The 19,720-nt window shown below is 65.5% G+C and carries 19 protein-coding genes; 10 read left to right on the top strand and 9 right to left on the bottom strand.

Annotated features, from left to right (window positions below):
* Positions 1–110: 110 nt before the first annotated feature.
* The 8 genes from aroQ (at position 111) to HWX36_RS24635 (ending at position 6,955) form a co-directional block, all read left to right on the top strand.
* A complete protein-coding gene (aroQ, locus tag HWX36_RS24670) occupies positions 111–563 on the top strand; it encodes a type II 3-dehydroquinate dehydratase (RefSeq protein WP_027783493.1) in 453 nt (150 codons plus the stop codon).
* Positions 564–629: 66 nt separating this feature from the next.
* Positions 630–1,103: an acetyl-CoA carboxylase biotin carboxyl carrier protein gene (gene accB / locus HWX36_RS24665; protein ID WP_175955606.1), complete on the top strand. Its 474-nt coding sequence runs from the start codon at positions 630–632 to the stop codon at positions 1,101–1,103.
* A gap of 84 nt (positions 1,104–1,187) precedes the next feature.
* Positions 1,188–2,555 (top strand): acetyl-CoA carboxylase biotin carboxylase subunit, encoded by a 1,368-nt coding sequence (gene accC, locus HWX36_RS24660; protein ID WP_047899754.1) that lies wholly within the window; start codon positions 1,188–1,190, stop codon positions 2,553–2,555.
* Positions 2,556–2,557: 2 nt separating this feature from the next.
* Positions 2,558–3,460 carry a 50S ribosomal protein L11 methyltransferase gene (prmA, locus tag HWX36_RS24655; protein ID WP_175955604.1) on the top strand — a complete coding sequence of 301 codons (903 nt, stop codon included), beginning with the start codon at positions 2,558–2,560 and terminating at the stop codon, positions 3,458–3,460.
* A 45-nt stretch (positions 3,461–3,505) separates the two neighbouring features.
* On the top strand, positions 3,506–4,861 hold the full coding sequence (locus tag HWX36_RS24650) for a zinc-ribbon and DUF3426 domain-containing protein (RefSeq protein ID WP_175955602.1): 1,356 nt from the start codon (positions 3,506–3,508) through the stop codon (positions 4,859–4,861).
* A 73-nt stretch (positions 4,862–4,934) separates the two neighbouring features.
* The gene (gene tpx / locus HWX36_RS24645) at positions 4,935–5,438 is read left to right on the top strand and encodes a thiol peroxidase (RefSeq protein ID WP_175955600.1); all 504 of its coding nucleotides are present in this window, start codon (positions 4,935–4,937) and stop codon (positions 5,436–5,438) included.
* A gap of 85 nt (positions 5,439–5,523) precedes the next feature.
* Positions 5,524–6,462, top strand: coding sequence for a carbohydrate kinase family protein (locus HWX36_RS24640; RefSeq protein WP_175955598.1), 939 nt, complete (start codon positions 5,524–5,526; stop codon positions 6,460–6,462).
* Positions 6,463–6,481: 19 nt separating this feature from the next.
* Complete coding sequence (locus tag HWX36_RS24635; protein WP_175955596.1) at positions 6,482–6,955, top strand: glycine zipper 2TM domain-containing protein; 474 nt, start codon at positions 6,482–6,484, stop codon at positions 6,953–6,955.
* 234 nt (positions 6,956–7,189) lie between these two features.
* On the opposite strand, the gene HWX36_RS24630 is transcribed toward HWX36_RS24635, so the two are convergent.
* From HWX36_RS24630 to ccsA, 7 genes are all read right to left on the bottom strand, one after another.
* The gene (locus HWX36_RS24630; RefSeq protein WP_175955594.1) at positions 7,190–7,852 is read right to left on the bottom strand and encodes a histone H1-like DNA-binding protein; all 663 of its coding nucleotides are present in this window, start codon (positions 7,850–7,852) and stop codon (positions 7,190–7,192) included.
* A 28-nt stretch (positions 7,853–7,880) separates the two neighbouring features.
* A complete protein-coding gene (locus HWX36_RS24625; RefSeq protein ID WP_175955592.1) occupies positions 7,881–8,207 on the bottom strand; it encodes a hypothetical protein in 327 nt (108 codons plus the stop codon).
* An 82-nt stretch (positions 8,208–8,289) separates the two neighbouring features.
* Positions 8,290–9,501, bottom strand: coding sequence for a ribonucleotide-diphosphate reductase subunit beta (locus HWX36_RS24620; RefSeq protein ID WP_175955590.1), 1,212 nt, complete (start codon positions 9,499–9,501; stop codon positions 8,290–8,292).
* Between the two features lie 365 nt (positions 9,502–9,866).
* Positions 9,867–12,860 carry a ribonucleoside-diphosphate reductase subunit alpha gene (locus tag HWX36_RS24615; RefSeq protein WP_175955588.1) on the bottom strand — a complete coding sequence of 998 codons (2,994 nt, stop codon included), beginning with the start codon at positions 12,858–12,860 and terminating at the stop codon, positions 9,867–9,869.
* A gap of 451 nt (positions 12,861–13,311) precedes the next feature.
* Positions 13,312–13,902 (bottom strand): 1,6-anhydro-N-acetylmuramyl-L-alanine amidase AmpD, encoded by a 591-nt coding sequence (ampD, locus tag HWX36_RS24610; protein ID WP_175955586.1) that lies wholly within the window; start codon positions 13,900–13,902, stop codon positions 13,312–13,314.
* Positions 13,902–14,210, bottom strand: a complete 309-nt coding sequence (locus tag HWX36_RS24605; RefSeq protein WP_175955584.1) for a PP0621 family protein — start codon at positions 14,208–14,210, stop codon at positions 13,902–13,904. Before HWX36_RS24605 ends, ampD begins: the two co-directional genes overlap by 1 nt.
* Positions 14,211–14,223: 13 nt before the next feature.
* The gene (gene ccsA, locus HWX36_RS24600; protein ID WP_175955582.1) at positions 14,224–15,117 is read right to left on the bottom strand and encodes a cytochrome c biogenesis protein CcsA; all 894 of its coding nucleotides are present in this window, start codon (positions 15,115–15,117) and stop codon (positions 14,224–14,226) included.
* A gap of 89 nt (positions 15,118–15,206) precedes the next feature.
* Between ccsA and ffh the strand changes: the two genes are divergently transcribed.
* Positions 15,207–16,574 (top strand): signal recognition particle protein, encoded by a 1,368-nt coding sequence (ffh, locus tag HWX36_RS24595; protein WP_021159890.1) that lies wholly within the window; start codon positions 15,207–15,209, stop codon positions 16,572–16,574.
* A gap of 94 nt (positions 16,575–16,668) precedes the next feature.
* On the top strand, positions 16,669–17,220 hold the full coding sequence (locus HWX36_RS24590; RefSeq protein ID WP_175955572.1) for a hypoxanthine-guanine phosphoribosyltransferase: 552 nt from the start codon (positions 16,669–16,671) through the stop codon (positions 17,218–17,220).
* A gap of 94 nt (positions 17,221–17,314) precedes the next feature.
* Here HWX36_RS24590 and HWX36_RS24585 read toward each other — a convergent pair whose 3' ends face one another.
* Both HWX36_RS24585 and HWX36_RS24580 read right to left on the bottom strand, forming a co-directional pair.
* Entirely contained in the window at positions 17,315–17,917 is a 603-nt protein-coding gene (locus HWX36_RS24585; protein ID WP_009688453.1) for a MarC family protein, read from the bottom strand.
* Positions 17,918–17,938: 21 nt separating this feature from the next.
* The gene (locus tag HWX36_RS24580; protein WP_175955571.1) at positions 17,939–19,675 is read right to left on the bottom strand and encodes a proline--tRNA ligase; all 1,737 of its coding nucleotides are present in this window, start codon (positions 19,673–19,675) and stop codon (positions 17,939–17,941) included.
* Positions 19,676–19,720: the final 45 nt, after the last annotated feature.

The raw sequence follows: 19,720 nt of genomic DNA, 5'->3' as shown, positions 1-19,720 counted from the left end.
GCGCGCCGGTAATTCTTGCAGGTCGGGCGCGCTCGACCGTTCGGCGAAACTAGACAAATTTCTCTAAATAGCGCTAAAGTTCGCGCAATTCCGCAGAAATAGAAGCGACCATGACACGATTGCTGGTGCTGCACGGCCCCAACCTGAACCTTCTCGGCACCCGGGAACCGGAGGTGTACGGCCGCGTCACGCTCGCCCAGATCGATCAGGCGCTTGCCGCGCGTGCCCGGGAAGCCGGCGCCGAACTGTCGTCGTTCCAGAGCAACCATGAAGGCGCGCTGGTCGACCGCATCCAGGCCGCGCGGGAAGAACAGACCGATTTCATCCTGATCAATCCGGCCGCGTATACGCACACGAGCGTCGCGATCCGGGACGCGATCGCCGGCGTTGGCATCCCGTTCGTCGAGGTTCACTTGTCGAACGTGCATCGCCGCGAAGCGTTCAGGCACCACTCCTACTTTTCCGACCAGGCCGAAGGCGTGATCTGCGGGCTCGGCTGGAAAGGTTATCTGTACGCGCTCGAGTACGCGCTGGACAAGCTGCAAGGCGCGTCGCGCGGCTGATTTCGCGATCTAGATTCAGCGCCGGCCCCTAACCGGCGCTTTCACGTATTGAAAGGGGAATTCCCGATGGATCTTCGTAAGCTGAAAACTCTGATCGACCTCGTTTCCGAATCCGGCATCTCCGAGCTGGAAGTGACGGAAGGCGAAGGCAAGGTGCGCATCGTCAAGAACGCGCCGCCGGTCTACGTGCAGCCGACGGCTGGGTATGCCCCGCAAGTCAGCGCGCCCGCGCCGTCGGCCGCGCTGCCGATCGAAGGCGCCGCCGCGCCGGCCGCAGGCGGCGCTGCCGCTCCGGCTGTCCCGCAGGGCCACGTCGTGACGTCGCCGATGGTCGGCACGTTCTATCGCGCGCCGTCGCCGGGCGCCGACCCGTTCGTCCAGGTGGGCGACACGGTCAAGGAAGGCCAGACGATTTGCATCATCGAAGCAATGAAGCTGCTCAACGAGATCGAGTCGGACAAGGCCGGCGTGATCAAGGAAATCCTCGTCGAGAACGGCCAGGCCGTCGAATACGGCCAGCCGCTTTTCGTGATCGGCTAAGTCCGCCGCGCGGCCTGCGGGCCGCGCGCCGCCGATGCCCGCCAGGCGCCGTTCGCGCGCCCCTCGAAGAGACGAATACTCGCTATGTTTGAAAAAATCCTCATTGCCAACCGCGGTGAAATCGCGCTGCGCATCCAGCGTGCGTGCCGCGAGCTCGGCGTCAAGACGGTGGTCGTCTACTCGGAAGCCGACAAGGAAGCCAAGTACGTGCGCCTCGCGGACGAAGCCGTCTGTATCGGCCCGGCCCCGTCGAACCTGAGCTACCTGAACATGCCGGCGCTGATCAGCGCCGCGGAAGTCACCGATGCCGAGGCGATCCACCCCGGCTACGGCTTCCTGTCGGAGAACGCCGATTTCGCGGAACGTGTCGAGCAGTCGGGCTTCACGTTCATCGGCCCGCGCCCGGAAACGATCCGCATGATGGGTGACAAGGTCACCGCGAAGCAGACGATGATCAAGACCGGCGTGCCGTGCGTGCCGGGCTCGGAAGGCGCGTTGCCGGACGATCCGAAGGAGATCGTCAAGATTGCGCGCGCGATCGGCTATCCGGTCATCATCAAGGCGGCAGGCGGCGGCGGCGGGCGCGGGATGCGCGTCGTGCACACCGAGGCTGCGCTCGTCAACGCGGTCAACATGACCCGCGAGGAAGCCGGCCGTGCGTTCGGCAACCCGCAGGTGTACATGGAGAAGTTCCTCGAGAACCCGCGCCACATCGAAATCCAGGTGCTGTCCGACGCGTACAAGAACGCGATCTGGCTCGGCGAGCGCGATTGCTCGATGCAGCGCCGCCACCAGAAGGTGATCGAGGAAGCGCCGGCACCCGGCATTCCGCGCCGCCTGATCGACCGCATCGGCGACCGCTGCGCGGACGCCTGCAAGAAGATGGGCTACCTCGGCGCAGGCACGTTCGAATTCCTGTATGAAAACGGCGAGTTCTACTTCATCGAGATGAACACGCGCGTGCAGGTCGAGCACCCGGTGTCGGAGCTGATCACGGGCGTCGACATCGTGCAGGAACAGATCCGCATCGCGGCCGGCGAGAAGCTCGCGCTGCGCCAGCGCGACATCCAGTTCCGCGGACATGCGATCGAATGCCGGATCAACGCCGAAGATCCGTTCAAGTTCACGCCGTCGCCGGGCCGGATCACGTCGTGGCATACGCCGGGCGGCCCTGGCGTGCGCGTCGATTCGCACGCCTACAATGGCTATTTCGTGCCGCCGAACTATGATTCGATGATCGGCAAGCTGATCACCTACGGCGCGACGCGCGAGCAGGCGATCAGCCGGATGCGCATCGCGCTGTCGGAAATGGTCGTCGAAGGCATCCAGACCAACATCCCGCTGCACCGCGAGCTGATGATCGATTCGAAGTTCGTCGAAGGCGGCACCAGCATCCACTACCTCGAAAACCGGCTCGCCCAGAAGCAGCAAGTCGCACCGGAAGAAGCGTAAGCATGAGCTATCGCGAACTCGTCGTCGAACTGGCCCGCGAGCATGCGGAGGCGCTGTCCGACGCGCTGCTCGACCTCGGCGCACTGTCGGTGTCGGTCGAAGACGCCGACGCCGACACGCCCGACGAACAGCCGCTCTTCGGCGAGCCGGGCCTCGTGCCCGATCGCACCGCGTGGCAGCACTCGCGCGTGGTCGCGCTGCTCGCGGCCGACCACGAGCCGGCCGTGCTGCTCGCGGCGGCCGCGAACGAGATCGGCGTCGCCGAGACCCCGGCGTTCACCGTCCGCGAAGTCGAGGAACAGGACTGGGTGCGGCTCACGCAATCGCAGTTCGAGCCGATCCCGATCGGCGAGCGGATCTGGGTCGTGCCGTCGTGGCATGACGCACCCGATCCCGATGCGCTCGTCCTCGAACTCGATCCTGGCCTCGCATTCGGTACCGGCAGCCACCCGACCACGCGCCTGTGCATGGAATGGCTCGAGCAGTCGGTGAAGCCCGGCCAGTCGGTGCTCGACTACGGTTGCGGCTCGGGCATTCTCGCGATCCTCGCGAAGAAATGCGGGGCGAACTCCGTCATCGGCATCGACATCGATCCGCAGGCAGTCGAATCGGCGCGGCAGAACAGCGAACGCAACCACGCGGATGTCACGTACGGGCTGCCCGATGCATGCCCGGACGGTGACTTCGACATCGTCGTCGCGAACATCCTGTCGAACCCGCTGAAGCTGATGGCGTCGATGCTCGCATCGAAGGTCAAGCCGGGCGGGCGCATCGCGCTGTCGGGCGTGCTCGCGCGCCAGGCGGACGAAGTTGCGGCCGTCTACGCACGCTACGTCGACATTTCGGTCTGGCGTGAGCACGAAGGTTGGGTATGCCTCGCCGGAACCCGCCGCGAAAGCCATTAGAATAGCGCTGTCCTTCACTCTGGCCAGCAGGCCGCCCGGCTCGACATGCTTCTTGCGACGCGCTGCCCTCATTGCGAAACCGTCTTCCGGCTGCAGCAGGAACAGCTCTCGCTGCATCAAGGGCTTGTGCGCTGCGGGCATTGCCACGAAGTCTTCAACGCATCCGAGTCGCTCGTTCCCGAGCACGCGCAGCAGCCCGAACCGGCCCTGACCGAACCGGCTGCCGCGCCGGACGACGGCGACGCGCATCATCCGGCCCCGCCTCGGCTGTTCGCTGGCGAAGCGCCGGCCGGGCTACCCTCCGACACCGATTACAAGCCGGAAGGCTGGGACATGTGGGCGCCGTGGCTCGATGCCGGCATCGACCCGTCGCTGCAGCACAGCGTGCAGACCCTGCGCACCGAGCCGCTGATCCCGCTCGCGCTTCCTTCCACCGAAGCCGGCGTCGTTCACCTGTCGGGTACGCCCGCACCGTTCGCGCCCTCCCCGGCCGAGCTGGACACCTCCACTGCCGTCGCGCAACCCGCCGAATCGTTGCAGACGCAGCAAGACACCGGACCATCGGCCGCACCCGTCGAACGCGACCCGCGTGAGCCCCGCTTCGTCGCCCACCTTCCGTCGGACGCAGAGACCGCTCACGATGCCGCCGAACCCGTCGGCACCGCGCGCTTCGCCGTGCCGGACGACGAACGCGCGCCGCGCGAACCGCGTTTTGCGTTCGCTCCTGCGCCAGCCGAAGCCGAAGCCGTCACCGAAGCCGTCACCGAAGCCGGAACCGAGCCTGACACCGGCACCCCACGGCATGACGAGACGCCCGCCGCCACGGCCAGCGCACCGGCCACACCGTTCCCCGCTGCGCTGACCGACGACGATCGTCCGCATTTCGCCGTCACGCGCGAGACGCGCGCGCCGCAGCGACGCGGCATGGTCGGCGGCTTTTTCGGTGGTCTCGTCGCTGCCGTGCTCGCCGTGCTGCTCGTCGCGCAACTCGCATGGTGGCAGCGCGAAACGCTGATGATCGACTGGCCCGTCACACAGGGCTGGTTCCGGCAGGCCTGCGCACCGCTCGGCTGCACGGTTGCGCCGCCGCGCGCGATCGACGGCCTGCGGCTCGACGCGACCGACCTGCGCCAGCTCGACGGCCCGCGCGAGCTCGAGCTGAAGGTGCCGCTGACGAACCGCTACCGTGTCGCGCTCGCCTATCCTTCGCTCGAGCTGACGCTGCTCGACGACACCAACCACGTGACCGTACGCCGCGTACTTGCGCCGCGCGACTACGTGCGCCCGGGCACGCCGATCGACGCCGGGCTGCCGCCTGGCACGACGCAGACGATGGTCGTCCGCGTCGAAACGAACGGCACGCCCGCCTCGAATTTCCGCGTCCAGATTTTCTATCCGTGACGCACCGCGGCGCGCGCCTGCGCGCCCGTCTCAACCCGCGCGCCGAAGCGGCGCGCTATTTCGGAGCACGAACATGAGCAAAGTTACGCTGGGTGGCAACCCGATCGATCTCGCCGGCACGTTCCCGGTCGTCGGCGCACAAGGCGCCGATTTCAAGCTGGTCGGCAAGGATCTCGCCGACCTGTCGCTCGCCAGCTTCGCCGGCAAGCGCAAGGTGCTGAACATCGTCCCGAGCCTCGACACGCCGACCTGCGCGACGTCGACCCGCAAGTTCAACGAAGCCGCATCGTCGCTCGACAACACGGTGGTCATCGTCGTGTCCGCCGATCTGCCGTTCGCCGCTACGCGCTTCTGCACGACCGAAGGCCTCGAGAATGTCGTGACGGCTTCGACGTTCCGCACCGGCCGCGCGTTCGCGAACGCGTACGGCGTCGACGTGACGAGTGGCCCGCTGAACGGCCTGACCGCACGTGCAGTCGTCGTGCTCGACGCGCAGGACAAGGTGATCCACGCGGAACTCGTCGGCGAAATCAAGGACGAGCCGAACTACGATGCAGCGCTCGCCGCACTGAAGTAAGCTTTCTTTCGCTTTCCCCTGCCGCGCCGCGCCTTTCGCGCGGCGTTGTCGCGCAGGGTCCCTCATTTCTACAGGAACGCACACCTTGGCTACGTTGATTTGCGGCTCGATCGCCTACGATTCCATCATGACCTTCGAAGGGCGGTTTCGCGAGCACATCCTGCCCGACCAGGTGCACCTCATCAACCTGAGCTTCCTCGTGCCGACGATGCGCCGCGAATTCGGCGGCTGCGCGGGCAACATCGCGTACGCACTGCACCTGCTCGGCGGCGATGCGCGCATGATGGGGACGATGGGCGCGCTCGACGCGCAGCCGTATCTCGACCGGCTCGACCAGCTCGGCCTGCGCCGCGACCACGTGCGCGTGCTGCCCGACACGTATACGGCGCAGGCGATGATCACGACCGATCTCGACAACAATCAGATCGCGGCGTTCCACCCGGGTGCGATGATGCAGTCGCACCTGAACCACGCGGGCGACGCGCCGGACGTCAAGCTCGCGATCGTCGGCCCCGACGGCTTCGACGGGATGGTGCAGCACGTCGAGGAACTCGCCAAGGCCGGTGTGCCGTTCGTGTTCGATCCGGGCCAGGGCCTGCCGCTGTTCGACGGTGCGACGCTGCGGCGCTGCATTGAACTTGCGACCTATCTGGCGGTCAACGACTACGAGGCCAAGCTGGTGAGCGACAAGACGGGATGGTCCGAAGATGAAATCGCCAGCCGGGTCGACGCGCTCGTCATTACGCGTGGCGAGCACGGCGCGACCATCCGCCACAAGCAGGGCGCGGAGCAGATTCCTGTCGTACCGGCCGAGCGCATCTCCGATCCGACCGGCTGCGGCGACGCCTTCCGGGGCGGCCTGCTGTACGGCATCGAGCACGGCCTCGACTGGGCAACCACGGGCCGCCTCGCGAGCCTGATGGGCTCGATCAAGATCGCCCACCAGGGGCCCCAGACTTACGTACTGACGCGCGCCGAGATCGACGCGCGCTTCGAGACTGCATTCGGTTACAGTCTCAAATGAATTTTGTGGGAGAGCAAAGATGTTGACGAAAAAGACCCTCACGCTCGCGGCCATGCTGGCGGCCTCGCTGACGCTCACCGGTTGCTTCACCGCACCCGGTTCGGCGGATGTCTATAGCGTCGGCCAGGCGCAGCGGGAACAGACGGTTCGCATGGGGACGGTCGAAAGCGTCCGCGCCGTGCGCATCCAGTCCGACGGCGGCGGCAGCGCGATCGGCACGCTCGGCGGCGGCGCGCTCGGCGCAGTGGCAGGCAGCGCGATCGGCGGCGGCAAGGGGTCGATCCTGACCGCGATCGCCGGCGGTCTCGTCGGCGCGGTCGCGGGCAACGCGGTCGGCGAAAACCTCAGCACGGCGAACGGTGTCGAAATCACCGTGCGCCTCGACAACGGCGATCTGCGCTCGATCACGCAGGCAGCAAGCGGCGAAGCGTTCCGCGCCGGCGAGCGCGTGCGACTGCTGTCGAGCGGCGGCATCACGCGCGTCACGCACTAACGGGTACCTCAGCACGCGGCGCAAGCCGCGGTCGAACGCATGTGCGAAGCTGCACATGCGTTTTTTTTCGTCCGTACTCACTGGTGCCGGCATACAGGCACCCGACGTCCGGCACATCTGCAGGGGCGGGCGAAAAAAATCCCGCCACCTGAACCAGATGGCGGGACTGATTGAGTAGCGCTACTCAACCCACGGACACCGCATGAGTGTCCGGGTAGTGCGGGTCAGCCTCGATTACGGACGGCTGCCGGTCGGGAACGGCCATGCCGCTGCCGGGTTGAGCGCGGTCTTCACGCCCGATGCCGGCGCAACCGATGCGGTCGACGCGGTCGTTGCCGGCGCTGCCTTCTTCACGACGGCCTTCTTCGGAGCCGCAGCCTTCTTGGCCGGAGCGGCAGCCTTCTTCGCAGGAGCAGCGGCCTTCGTCGCAGGAGCGGCAGCCTTCTTCGCCGCAGGCGCAGCCTTCTTAGCGGCAGCCTTCTTGGCAGGCGCAGCCTTCTTCGCAGCAGCCTTCTTCGCCGGCGCGGCCTTCTTCGCAGCAGCCTTCTTGGCCGGTGCGGCCTTCTTCGCAGCAACCTTCTTCACTGCGACTTTCTTGGCTGCAACCTTCTTCGCTGCGGCCTTCTTGGCCGGTGCGGCCTTCTTCGCAGCAACCTTCTTCACTGCGACCTTCTTGGCTGCAACCTTCTTCGTTGCGACCTTCTTGGCAGCAACCTTCTTCGCTGCGGCCTTCTTGGCCGGTGCTGCCTTCTTCGCGGCAACCTTCTTCACCGCGACCTTCTTCGCAGCAACCTTCTTCACTGCAGCAGCCTTCTTCGCCGGCGCAGCAGCCTTCTTCGCAACGGTTTTCTTTGCAGCAACCTTCTTAGCAGCCGGTTTCTTCTTGGCGGTAGCCATGTTGTTCTCCTTCAGGTTCAGATGAGAGTCAGTTCAAACTACACCCTTCGTCAAAACCCGCTTCCCGCGGACGCTGTTCAGGACGTGCGCTTCGAAGCGGGCTATTCATCGGCGTACGCGGATACCACGTGCTTACGCTAATGAATACGGTATGGCGCGCGTGACCACCCGGCCTCGCGCGCCAAATCAAGTCGGTAGCCGGCGCACCTCGCGCCGCTACCCCTAATCGCTTGATCAAGCGGACCGCCACACAGCCGTCCGCTTTTTCCGGAGGGAAGTTTGCCCATCCCACTGAAGGGTTCGCAAAGTGCCTGTCGTGTCGTCGTGCCGTTAAGGCACCGGGCATGCTTTGCATCAGGCGTTCTTGCTCCTAAACCTTGGGCCGGGGCCAAGAGGCCGCCGGCTGCTCCATCATGTGACGGGTTCGCTGCTGCGGGTTATTCCCAGGACAGCGCGCCGCCCGTCTGATACTCGATCACACGCGTCTCGAAGAAGTTGCGTTCCTTCTTCAGGTCGATCATCTCGCTCATCCACGGGAACGGGTTTTCCTCGTTCGGGTACAGCGGGTCGAGGCCGATCTGCTGGCAACGACGGTTGCTGATGAAGCGCAGATAGCTCTTGAACATCGACGCGTTCAAACCCAGCACGCCGCGCGGCATCGTGTCCTCGGCGTAGCGGTATTCGAGTTCGACAGCCTGCTTGAACAACTCGCGGATCTCGGCTCGGAATTCGGCGGTCCAGAGATGCGGGTTCTCGAGCTTGATCTGGTTGATCAGGTCGATGCCGAAGTTGCAGTGCATCGACTCGTCGCGCAGGATGTACTGATATTGCTCTGCAGCACCCGTCATCTTGTTCTGGCGGCCGAGCGCGAGGATCTGCGTGAACCCGACATAGAAGAACAGGCCTTCCATGATGCAGGCGAACACGATCAGCGACTTCAGCAGCTTCTGATCCGCTTCGAGCGTGCCGGTCTTGAAGGCCGGGTCCGTCAGCGTGTGGATGAACGGGATCAGGAATTCGTCCTTCGCACGGATCGACGCGACCTCGTGGTACGCGTTGAAGATCTCGCCTTCGTCGAGACCGAGCGATTCGACAATGTATTGGTACGCATGCGTGTGGATCGCCTCTTCGAACGCCTGGCGCAGCAGGAACTGCCGGCACTCGGGCGCCGTGATGTGGCGGTACGTGCCGAGCACGATGTTGTTCGCCGCGAGCGAATCGGCCGTCACGAAGAAGCCGAGGTTGCGCTTCACGATGCGGCGCTCGTCGTCTGTCAGACCATTCGGGTCCTTCCACAGAGCGATGTCGCGGGACATGTTGATTTCCTGCGGCATCCAGTGGTTCGCGCAACCGGCCAGATACTTTTCCCACGCCCACTTGTACTTGAACGGCACCAGCTGATTGACGTCAGTCTGGCCGTTGATGATGCGCTTGTCGGCGACATTGACCCGCGCTTCCGAACCGCCGGCGGGAGCAGCCGATGCCTGCGGCGGCACCGCAAGATCGCCTTCGAAAATGTCGCGGACCTGATGGGCGGCAGGCGTTGCAGCCTGCAGTCCGACAGCCGTTCCTGCGGAGGTGCGCATCGCGTTTTGCTGCGCTCCGCTCGCGGGAGTTACGGCAGTCTTCTCTTCATCCCAGTTGAGCATAAATTCTCACCATCAATTTAGAACGGTTTGTACCATCTTTTCCTGAGCGATAAAAGGGTTCGCTCACGAAAAATCCTTTTTTCGATTCGCGTTGCGACCTCGATACAACACTTTGAGCAACGCATCGTCGTTCATGCAGCGCGCGACGTGTGCCGCGCGTGTATCGCGAGGTGCGCTCGACGCATCGAACGCTGATCGAAACGCGACGTCGTCGGGGATGTTTCGATCGCTTGTCGCTGCCTGCAACGCAAGTGCCGCGTTACAGATTCCTTATCATTTTTTTAGTTGAGAGCGGCGCACACTTCAACCTCGATCGGTCGTCGTGTGCGCCGCGCTGACCTTCTGCTCAGGTCAGGCGCACTGCGTTACTGGCACGCTTCGCACTCGTCGAAGCCAGGATCGCCCGGACGCATCGTGCACACCGGACCATCTGCCTCGACCGGTGCGAGTGCCGGTGCCGCGTTGACCGCACCCGACGACGCAGCGCCGCCTGCCGCACCGAAGCCGCCGGCCGCGCCTTGCGCGCCGCCGCTGCTCGAACCGCCGCCCGTCGGCACTGCGTTCAGCGCGCCGTGTGCGACCGTCGACTTCTCGACGTGCGTCGCCGCCATCGTGCGCAGGTAGTAGGTCGTCTTCAGGCCGCGCAGCCATGCGAGCTTGTAGACCTCGTCGAGCTTCTTGCCCGATGCGCCGCCCATGTAGATGTTCAGCGACTGCGCCTGGTCGATCCACTTCTGGCGACGCGATGCCGCTTCGACCAGCCACGTCGGGTCGACTTCGAACGCGGTCGCGTAGATCGCGCGCAGGTCGGCCGGGATGCGGTCGATGCGCGACAGCATGCCGTCGAAGTACTTCAGGTCGGCGACCATCACTTCATCCCACAGGCCGCGCTCCTTCAGGTCGCGCACCAGGTACTCGTTCACCACCGTGAATTCGCCCGACAGGTTCGACTTCACGTACAGGTTCTGGAAGGTCGGCTCGATACAGGCCGACACGCCGATGATGTTCGAGATCGTCGCCGTCGGCGCGATCGCGACGCAGTTCGAGTTGCGCATGCCATGCGCGGCGATCCGCGAACGCAGCGCCGTCCAGTCGAGCGACTCGGACGTGTCGACCTCGACGTAGCCGCCGCGTGCTTCCGTCAGCAGCTTCAGCGTGTCCTGCGGGAGGATGCCGCGATCCCACAGCGAGCCGCGGTAGCTCGAGTAGCGGCCGCGCTCTTCGGCCAGCTCGGTCGACGCGTAGTACGCGTAGTAGCAGACCGCTTCCATCGAACGATCGGCGAACTCGACCGCCGCTTCCGACGCGTACGGCGTGCGCAGCAGGTGCAGGCAGTCCTGGAAGCCCATGATGCCCATGCCGACCGGGCGGTGCTTCAGGTTCGAGTTACGCGCCTTCGCCACCGCGTAGTAGTTGATGTCGATCACGTTGTCGAGCATGCGCATCGCGACGCTGATCGTGCGCTTCAGCTTGTCGTGGTCGAGCGCGTAGCTGCCGTCGGCCTGCTTCACCAGGTGGGCGACGAGGTTCACCGAGCCGAGGTTGCACACCGCGATTTCGGTGTCGCTCGTGTTCAGCGTGATTTCCGTGCACAGGTTCGACGAGTGAACGACGCCGACGTGCTGCTGCGGCGAGCGGATGTTGCACGGATCCTTGAACGTGATCCACGGGTGGCCCGTCTCGAACAGCATGCCGAGCATCTTGCGCCAGAGCTGCGCCGCCGGGATCTTCTTGAACAGCTTGATCTCGCCGCGCGCGACCTTGTCTTCGTAAGCCGTGTAAGCCGTCTCGAACTCCGCGCCGAACTTGTCGTGCAGGTCCGGGCAGGTCGACGGCGAGAACAGCGTCCAGTCGGCGCCTTCCATCACGCGCTTCATGAACAGGTCGGGAATCCAGTTCGCCGTGTTCATGTCGTGCGTACGGCGGCGATCGTCACCCGTGTTCTTGCGCAGCTCGAGGAACTCCTCGATGTCGAGGTGCCACGATTCGAGGTACGCGCAGACCGCGCCCTTGCGCTTGCCGCCCTGGTTGACCGCGACGGCCGTGTCGTTGACGACCTTCAGGAACGGGACCACGCCTTGCGACTTGCCGTTCGTGCCCTTGATATGCGAGCCGAGTGCGCGCACGCGCGTCCAGTCGTTGCCGAGACCGCCAGCGAACTTCGACAGCAGCGCGTTTTCCTTCAGTGCTTCATAGATGCCGTCGAGATCGTCCGCGACCGTCGTCAGGTAGCACGACGACAGCTGCGAGCGGTGCGTGCCCGAGTTGAACAGCGTCGGCGTCGAGCTCATGAAGTCGAAGCTGGACAGCACGTTGTAGAACTCGATCGCGCGCGTTTCGCGGTCGATCTCGTTCAGCGACAGGCCCATCGCGACGCGCATGAAGAATGCCTGCGGCATTTCGATGCGGGTGCCTTCGACGTGCAGGAAGTAGCGGTCGTACAGCGTCTGCAGGCCGAGGTAGCCGAACTGCATGTCGCGGCTCGCGTCGAGCGCGTCGCCGAGGCGCTTCAGGTCGAACTGCAGCAGCTTGTCGTCGAGCAGGCCGGCGTCGACGCCGCGCTTCAGGAACTGCGGGAAATATTCGGCGTAACGAGCCGACATCTCGGCCTGCACCACTTCCTCGCCGAGGATCTCGCGACGGATCGTGTGCAGCAGGATGCGGGCGGTGACCTGGCTATATGCCGGATCCTTTTCGATCATCGTGCGCGCAGCCAGGATCGCCGAGTCGTAGACCTGGCTCATCGGCACGCCGTCGTACAGGTTCTTCACCGTTTCCGCGACGATCGGGTCAGGGTTAACCGCAGCGCCGAGGCCGTCGCACGCCGACACGATCAGTGCACGCAGCGCGTTCAGGTCGAGCGGGCGCGTGACGCCGTTGTCGACGACGTTGATGCCGGTGCTCGCATCGCCGCCGGCTGCCGCTGCTTCCTCGCCCGCATGCTGGCGCTCGAGGTGACGCTTCTCGCGATACAGCACGTACGCACGCGCAACGTTGTGCTCGCCGCCGCGCATCAGCGCGAGCTCGACCTGGTCCTGGATGTCTTCGATATGGAACGTACCGCCGTTCGGGCGGCTGCGCACGAGCGCGCGCACGACGTTCTGCGTCAGTTGCTCGACCTGCTCGCGCACGCGCGCCGATGCCGCGCCCTGCCCGCCATTGACGGCCAGGAAAGCCTTGGTCACCGCGATCGCGATCTTCGAAGGTTCGAACGAGACGACGCTGCCGTTGCGGCGGATCACCTTGTAGTCGGCGAACGTGGCCTGCGGCGCGAGCGCCTTCGCGCCCTGTTCGGTCCCGCCGAGCGGACGGCTCGAGGCGCTCTCGTACTGGGACGTCGCGTTGTCGGTGGTTTGCATGTGCAAAGCTCCTGGTGTTGGATAGTGCGGAGAGAACCGCGGATTAAAACGAACGCTGCGCAACGCGGTGCGCGAGCGGTAAGAGGCGAGCGATGCGCCGGGGAAGCCGGTTCGGTCGATGCGCGACAACCGATCCGGTCGTGTGCTTCGTCATGTGTACCCTGCCCCGTCGAAGTTCGCTGCGCTGATCGCGACGCCCGGACCGCCCGGCCTGACGCGCCGCCCTGAGAACCCTGTCCGCCGGCGTTGCCCGCCGGCCGGTGCCGCTCGGGTTTCCCCTGCGACACACACTATATCTAGTGCAGAACTGCTCAACTGGCACCAAGTATAGTGGACATTCGGAGGACGTCCAAACGGATAATTTGCGACGGAGGTCTTGACATCGCCCACGCGCAGACACGACAAGGCATTGGTCGGAGAAAAAACTTTCTCCGGTCAAAAAACCCGGCGATCAGTGCTGACGGAAAGGAAAGTATCCGGCGGAAAAACCGGCATCGCTCGCGAAGCGTTGCCAATCGAAATGCGGGCCCGGGTCGGTCTTGCGGCCCGGCGCGACGTCCGAGTGCCCCGCGAATGCGTCGACCGGGTAGCGTGCCGCGAGCGTGCGGCCGAGCACGGCGAGCATCGCATACTGCGCATCGTCGAACGGCACGTCGTCCGCGCCTTCGAGCTCGATGCCGATCGAGAAGTCGTTGCAGCGCGGCCGGCCGAAGAACTCGGACGAGCCCGCGTGCCATGCGCGCTCGTCGCACGACACGAACTGCACGAGTTCGCCGTTACGGCGGATCAGGAAGTGCGCGGACACGCGTACGCCGCGCAGGTGGCTCTGGTAATAAGGGTGCGCATCGCAGTCGAGACGATTCAGGAACAGCGCCTCGATCGCATCGCCGCCGAATTCGCCGGGCGGCAGGCTGATGTTGTGGACGACCACGAGCGTCGGCACCGCGCCAGCGGGCCGCACCTCGAAGTTCGGCGACGGCGCGTGGCGCGCTTCGCGCACCCAGCCGTTCGCGTCGACCGACAGCAGCGGCGCGTCGCTCATCATGCGTCGCGACCGCTTGCCCGCGCGGCGTGGCGCTGCGCGTGCTCGGCGCTGCAGAAGTATTCACCGCCCGCGGCGACCGCATCGCCCTTCGGCACGTGCACGCCGCATTCGGCGCAGCGCACCATCGGCTCGGGCAGCGACCGCGCGTCGCCGTTCGGGCGCGCCGCACCCGCGCCGCCGGGGGTACCGTCGTGGCCGGCGCCGCGGCCGGTGCGCGCCTGCGCGTGCTCCTGGGCTTGGCGCAGCTTGCGCGCAATCCACGAACCCGCGAAGAAGAGAAGAATCAGGAGAAGAATCTGTCGCATCGGAAACCTGCGTTCAAACCACGGAACGGTGTAGCAGCACCTCGAAAACGAACCGGCTGCCGACATACGCGAGCAGCAGCGCGGCGAACGACACGAGCACCCAGCGCGCGGCGCCACGGCCACGCCAGCCCGACGTCTTGCGGGCGACCAGCAGGCCGCCGAACATCAGCCACGACAGGATCGCGAATACCGTCTTGTGGCCGAGCCGCAACGCACGCGCGTCGACCTGCTCGCTGAACAGGATGCCCGACGCGAGCGTCAGCGTGAGCAGCACGAAGCCGGCGCCGATCAGGCGGAACAGCAGCTTCTCGAGCGTGAGCAGCGGCGGCAGCGTTTCGAGCCAGCTCGCGATCCAACCCGTCGAGCCGTCGCGCCCGCCGCTCCTCAGCGACTGCAGGCGCCGCTCGACCATCAGCATCAGGATCGCGTGCAGCGCCGCGATCGCGAACAAGCCGTATGCGATGTTCGCGATCAGGAAATGCAGCTTGAACAGCGGTGCTGCGGCATAAGGAAGCACCCGTACGCCGCCGAACACGAGCGGCAGCAGCGACGCGCCGCACGCGAGCGGCAATACCAGCAGGCGCAGGCTGTCGAGCGGGAAGAAGAAGCTCTCGATCCAGTAGATGCCGGCGCCGAGCCAGAACATCGCGGACAGCGCGAACGCGAAGCCGAACACCATCGCGTCGTTCGGAAAGATCGTCATGTGGAGCAGCACGCCGTGCGCGACGAGCGCGGCAAACAACAGCGCGCGGCCGGCCCCGCTCATTCCGGACGCGGCGGACGCGGGAACCGGCACGGCCGGCACGCTCGCGACGAGCGGCGTCGCGCCCTGACGGTGCGTGCGCCAGCCTGCGACGGCGAGGCCGCCGTACAGGAATGCGGTGAGGGCATACAGTACAATATCCATGTTCGAAGTTTACACTAGGCCCCCTTCCCGCGACGGCTCCCTTTGTTCGGTTCCGCCGCGCCTTCGGGCCCCACTGTCCACCGCTCCCCATGCTCGACAATCTCACTCAACGGATGGCGCGCGTCGTCAAGACGCTGCGCGGCGAGGCCCGGCTTACCGAGGCGAACACGCAGGAGATGCTCCGCGAGGTGCGTCTCGCACTGCTGGAGGCCGACGTTTCGCTGCCGGTCGTCCGCGAATTCATCGCCAAGGTCAAGGAAAAGGCGCTCGGCGAAGAAGTGATCAGCAGCCTGTCGCCGGGTCAGGCGCTGGTCGGCGTGGTCCAGAAGGAACTGACCGCCGTGATCGGCGGCGACTACGAAGGCAAGGCCGCCGAGCTGAACCTCGCGGTCACGCCGCCCGCCGTGATCCTGATGGCCGGCCTGCAGGGCGCAGGCAAGACCACGACCGCCGGCAAGCTCGCGAAGCTGCTGCGCGAGAAGTACAAGAAGAAGGTGCTGACCGTGTCGTGCGACGTGTATCGCCCGGCCGCCATCATGCAGCTGAAAACGGTGAGCGAACAGGTCGGCGCCGACTTCTTCCCGTCCACGCCGGACCAGAAGCCCGTCGACATCGCGGTCGCGGCCGTCGACTGGGCGAAGCGCCACTACCATGACGTGCTGATCGTCGACACGGCCGGCCGCCTCGGCATCGACGAGGCGATGATGCAGGAAATCGCCGCGCTGCACGGCACGCTGAAGCCGGCCGAAACGCTGTTCGTCGTCGACGCGATGCTCGGCCAGGACGCGGTCAACACCGCGAAGGCGTTCAACGACACGCTGCCGCTCACCGGCGTCGTGCTGACCAAGCTCGACGGCGATTCGCGCGGCGGCGCCGCGCTGTCGGTGCGTCACGTCACGGGCAAGCCGATCAAGTTCGTCGGCGTCGCCGAGAAACTCGACGGCCTCGAGGTATTCCACCCCGACCGGATGGCGAACCGGATCCTCGGCATGGGCGACATCCTCGCGCTCGTCGAGGAAGCGCAGCGCGGCGTCGACGTGCAGGCCGCGCAGAAGCTCGCCGACAAGGTCAAGAAAGGCGGCGACTTCGACCTGAACGATTTCCGCGCGCAGATCTCGCAGATGAAGAACATGGGCGGCCTGTCATCGCTGATGGACAAGCTGCCCGCGCAATTCCAGCAGGCGGCGGCCGGCGCCGACATGGGCCAGGCCGAGAAGTCGATCCGCCGGATGGAAGGCATCATCAGCTCGATGACGCCCGCCGAGCGCGCGAAACCCGAGATCATCAAGGCGACGCGCAAGCGCCGCATTGCGGCCGGCGCGGGCGTGCCGGTGCAGGAAGTCAACCGGATGCTGAACCAGTACGACCAGATGCGTACGATGATGAAGAAGCTGAAGGGCGGCAACATGCAGAAGATGATGCGCGGCCTGAAGGGCATGATGCCCGGCATGCGCTGATTCCGCCCATCAGCCGGCGCGCGGGTTTTTGCTGTAGCGCGCGCCGTCCGTTCTGCTTCATTCTTATTTGTATACCGACTGCCCGCCAGAACACATGAACCGCGAAGAAGCCCTCCACATTTTCAACCACTCCGAAGAGATCGTCTCGGCCGACGCCGTCAATGCGTCGATCTCCCGGATGGCCGACGCGATCCGCGCCGAGATCGGCGATGCGTTCCCGCTCGTTCTCTCGGTGATGGGCGGCGCCGCGGTGTTTACCGGGATGCTGCTGCCGCATCTCGATTTCCCGCTGGAATTCGACTATATCCACCTGACCCGCTATCGCAATACGACGCAGGGCAGCCCGGAAATGCACTGGCGCGTCGCGCCGCGCGAATCGGTGAAGGACCGGATCGTGCTCGTGCTCGACGACATCCTCGACGAAGGCGAGACGATGGCCGCGATCCGCGACCGCATCCTCGACATGGGCGCGCAGCGCTTCATGTCGGCCGTGCTGTGCGAGAAGACGCTCGCGAAGGCGAAGCCGCTGCACCCCGACTTCTGCGGCTTCTCGGTGCCCGACCGCTACGTGTTCGGCTGCGGGATGGATGCGAAAGGTTACTGGCGCAACCTGCCGACGATCCGCGCGCTGACCACGAACGTCTGAGCGCCCCGCTCCGCACTATATAAATAGAAAGCGGCGCTCCGGTTTCCCGGAGCGCCGCTTTCTTTTGGGCGTCTTGGGTGTGCGCCGCCCCGCCCTACAGCTGGTGCACGAACGCACGGATGCCGCCCAGCATCATCTCGACCGAAATCGCGACGAGCACGAGGCCCATCAGCCGCTCGAACGCCGCGACGGTCCGCTCGCCGATCCATTGCTGGATGCGCTCGGCGAGCACCAGCGTCACCGCGCAGACGATCATCGTGACCGTCAGCGCGCCGACCCACTCGAGCATTTTGCCGGGCCCCTGCGACGTCAGCAGCATCACCGTCGCGAGCGCGGACGGCCCGGCGAGCGCCGGAATCGCGAGCGGCACGATGAACGGCTCGCCGCCCGCGCGCGGATCGTTGCCGAGCGCGCCGTCCGGGTGCGGGAAGATCATCCGCAGCGCGATCAGGAACAGCACGATCCCGCCGCCGAGCCGCAGCGACAGGTCGGTGAGGCTCATCATCCGCAGGAAGCGGTCGCCGACCAGCATGAAGAACAGCAGGATCACGAACGCGATCCCCACTTCACGCAGGATCAGCTTCACGCGCCGCTCGCGCGGCACGTCCCGCATCGCCGAAATGAACAACGGGATGTTGCCGAGCGGATCGGTGATCAGCACCAGGAGCACGGTGGCCGACAGGAAGGTGTATTCCACCGCGTTCCCCGGTCGGCGCGCTTAGCGCGCGAGCGCGGCGCGGATCTTCTCCGCGACCGTCGCCGCAGCCGCGTCGGCGGGCAGCAGCGTCGCTTCGGCGTCGCGGCGGCCCTGATACTCGATCTTGCCTTCCTTCAGGCCGCGCTCGCCGATCACGAGGCGATGCGGCACGCCGATCAGTTCCCAGTCGGCGAACATCACGCCCGGGCGCTCGCCGCGATCGTCGAGGATCACGTCGATGCCGGCTGCGACGAGTTCCGCGTACAGCTTGTCGGCGGTCTCGCGCACCATTTCGCTGCGGTCGTAGCCCATCGGGCACAGCACGACTTCGAACGGCGCGATCGACTCGGGCCAGATGATGCCGCGGTCGTCGAAGTTCTGCTCGATCGCCGCGCCGAGAATGCGCGTGACGCCGACGCCGTAGCAGCCCATCAGCATCGGCTGCGGCTTGCCCGATTCGTCGAGGAACGTCGCGCCCATCGCTTCCGAATACTTGGTGCCGAGCTGGAACACGTGGCCGACCTCGATGCCGCGGCAGATGTCGATCACACCCTTGCCGTCCGGCGACGGATCGCCCTTCTGCACGTTGCGCACGTCGGCGACGTCCGGCTCCGGCAGGTCGCGGCCCCAGTTCACGCCGGCGATGTGATAGTCGACCTCGTTCGCGCCGACGACGAAGTCGCTCATGTTCGCGACCGTGCGATCCGCAATCACCTTCACGGGCTTCTGCGTGCCGACCGGGCCGAGATAGCCCGGCGGCGTGCCGAACCACTCGACGATTTCCTGCTCGGTCGCGAAGCGGTGGTTCTTCAGGCCCGGCAGCTTCGACACCTTGATCTCGTTCAGGTCGTGATCGCCACGCAGCATCACGAGCCAGATGGTCGGCACGGCGCCTTCGTTGTCGGTCGCGAGCACGATCGACTTGATCGTGCGCTCGAGCGGGATGGCCAGCAGTTCGGCGACGGCTTCGCACTTCGCCTTGCCAGGCGTCGCGACCTTCTCCATCGCTTCGGCCGGCGCCGCACGCTCGGCGATCAGCGGCAGCGCTTCGGCAGCCTCGACATTCGCCGCGAATTCGGACGTCGGGCAGTACGCGATCGCGTCTTCACCGGTATCGGCGATCACGTGGAATTCGTGCGAGAAGTTGCCGCCGATCGAGCCGCTGTCGGCCGCGACCGCACGGAACTCGAGGCCGAGGCGCGTGAAGATGCGCACGTACGCGTCGTACATCTTGCGATACGACTCGTTCAGGCCAGCCGCATCCTTGTCGAACGAATACGCGTCCTTCATGATGAATTCGCGGCCGCGCATCACGCCGAAACGCGGGCGGATCTCGTCGCGGAACTTCGTCTGGATCTGGTAGAAGTTCACCGGCATTTGCCGGTAGCTCTTGATCTGGTTGCGCGCGATGTCAGTGATGACTTCCTCGTGCGTCGGCCCGATCACGAAGTCATTGTCCTTGCGGTCCTTGAAGCGCAGCAGCTCGGGGCCGTACTGCTCCCAGCGGCCCGATTCCTGCCACAGCTCGGCCGGTTGCACGGCCGGCATCAGCAGCTCGATGGCGCCCGCCCGGTTCATTTCCTCGCGCACGATCGCCTCGACCTTGCGAATCGAACGCAGGCCGACCGGCAGGTAGTTATAGATGCCGCCGGCGACGCGACGGATCATGCCGGCGCGCACCATCAGCTTGTGGCTGACGATCTCTGCGTCGGCGGGTGCTTCTTTCAGGGTGCCGATAAAGAAACGGGAAGCTTTCATGCGGACGGTTCCAAAAACGGCGCCCCCAGGCGGGGCGCCCGAAAA

This window comes from Burkholderia sp. BCC0405 (assembly GCF_902833075.1).
Taxonomy (GTDB): Bacteria; Pseudomonadota; Gammaproteobacteria; order Burkholderiales; family Burkholderiaceae; genus Burkholderia.
Note: the sequence above shows the minus strand (reverse complement) of the source record. Positions and strands in the feature narration are given on the sequence as shown.

Coding starts and splice junctions, on each gene's coding strand:
- aroQ (WP_027783493.1), top strand. CDS start 111: ATGACACGATTGCTGGTGCTGCACGGCCCCAACCTGAACCTTCTCGGC.
- accB (WP_175955606.1), top strand. CDS start 630: ATGGATCTTCGTAAGCTGAAAACTCTGATCGACCTCGTTTCCGAATCC.
- accC (WP_047899754.1), top strand. CDS start 1,188: ATGTTTGAAAAAATCCTCATTGCCAACCGCGGTGAAATCGCGCTGCGC.
- prmA (WP_175955604.1), top strand. CDS start 2,558: ATGAGCTATCGCGAACTCGTCGTCGAACTGGCCCGCGAGCATGCGGAG.
- HWX36_RS24650 (WP_175955602.1), top strand. CDS start 3,506: ATGCTTCTTGCGACGCGCTGCCCTCATTGCGAAACCGTCTTCCGGCTG.
- tpx (WP_175955600.1), top strand. CDS start 4,935: ATGAGCAAAGTTACGCTGGGTGGCAACCCGATCGATCTCGCCGGCACG.
- HWX36_RS24635 (WP_175955596.1), top strand. CDS start 6,482: ATGTTGACGAAAAAGACCCTCACGCTCGCGGCCATGCTGGCGGCCTCG.
- HWX36_RS24630 (WP_175955594.1), bottom strand. CDS start 7,852: ATGGCTACCGCCAAGAAGAAACCGGCTGCTAAGAAGGTTGCTGCAAAG.
- HWX36_RS24625 (WP_175955592.1), bottom strand. CDS start 8,207: ATGCAAAGCATGCCCGGTGCCTTAACGGCACGACGACACGACAGGCAC.
- HWX36_RS24620 (WP_175955590.1), bottom strand. CDS start 9,501: ATGCTCAACTGGGATGAAGAGAAGACTGCCGTAACTCCCGCGAGCGGA.
- HWX36_RS24615 (WP_175955588.1), bottom strand. CDS start 12,860: ATGCAAACCACCGACAACGCGACGTCCCAGTACGAGAGCGCCTCGAGC.
- ampD (WP_175955586.1), bottom strand. CDS start 13,902: ATGAGCGACGCGCCGCTGCTGTCGGTCGACGCGAACGGCTGGGTGCGC.
- HWX36_RS24605 (WP_175955584.1), bottom strand. CDS start 14,210: ATGCGACAGATTCTTCTCCTGATTCTTCTCTTCTTCGCGGGTTCGTGG.
- ccsA (WP_175955582.1), bottom strand. CDS start 15,117: ATGGATATTGTACTGTATGCCCTCACCGCATTCCTGTACGGCGGCCTC.
- ffh (WP_021159890.1), top strand. CDS start 15,207: ATGCTCGACAATCTCACTCAACGGATGGCGCGCGTCGTCAAGACGCTG.
- HWX36_RS24590 (WP_175955572.1), top strand. CDS start 16,669: ATGAACCGCGAAGAAGCCCTCCACATTTTCAACCACTCCGAAGAGATC.
- HWX36_RS24580 (WP_175955571.1), bottom strand. CDS start 19,675: ATGAAAGCTTCCCGTTTCTTTATCGGCACCCTGAAAGAAGCACCCGCC.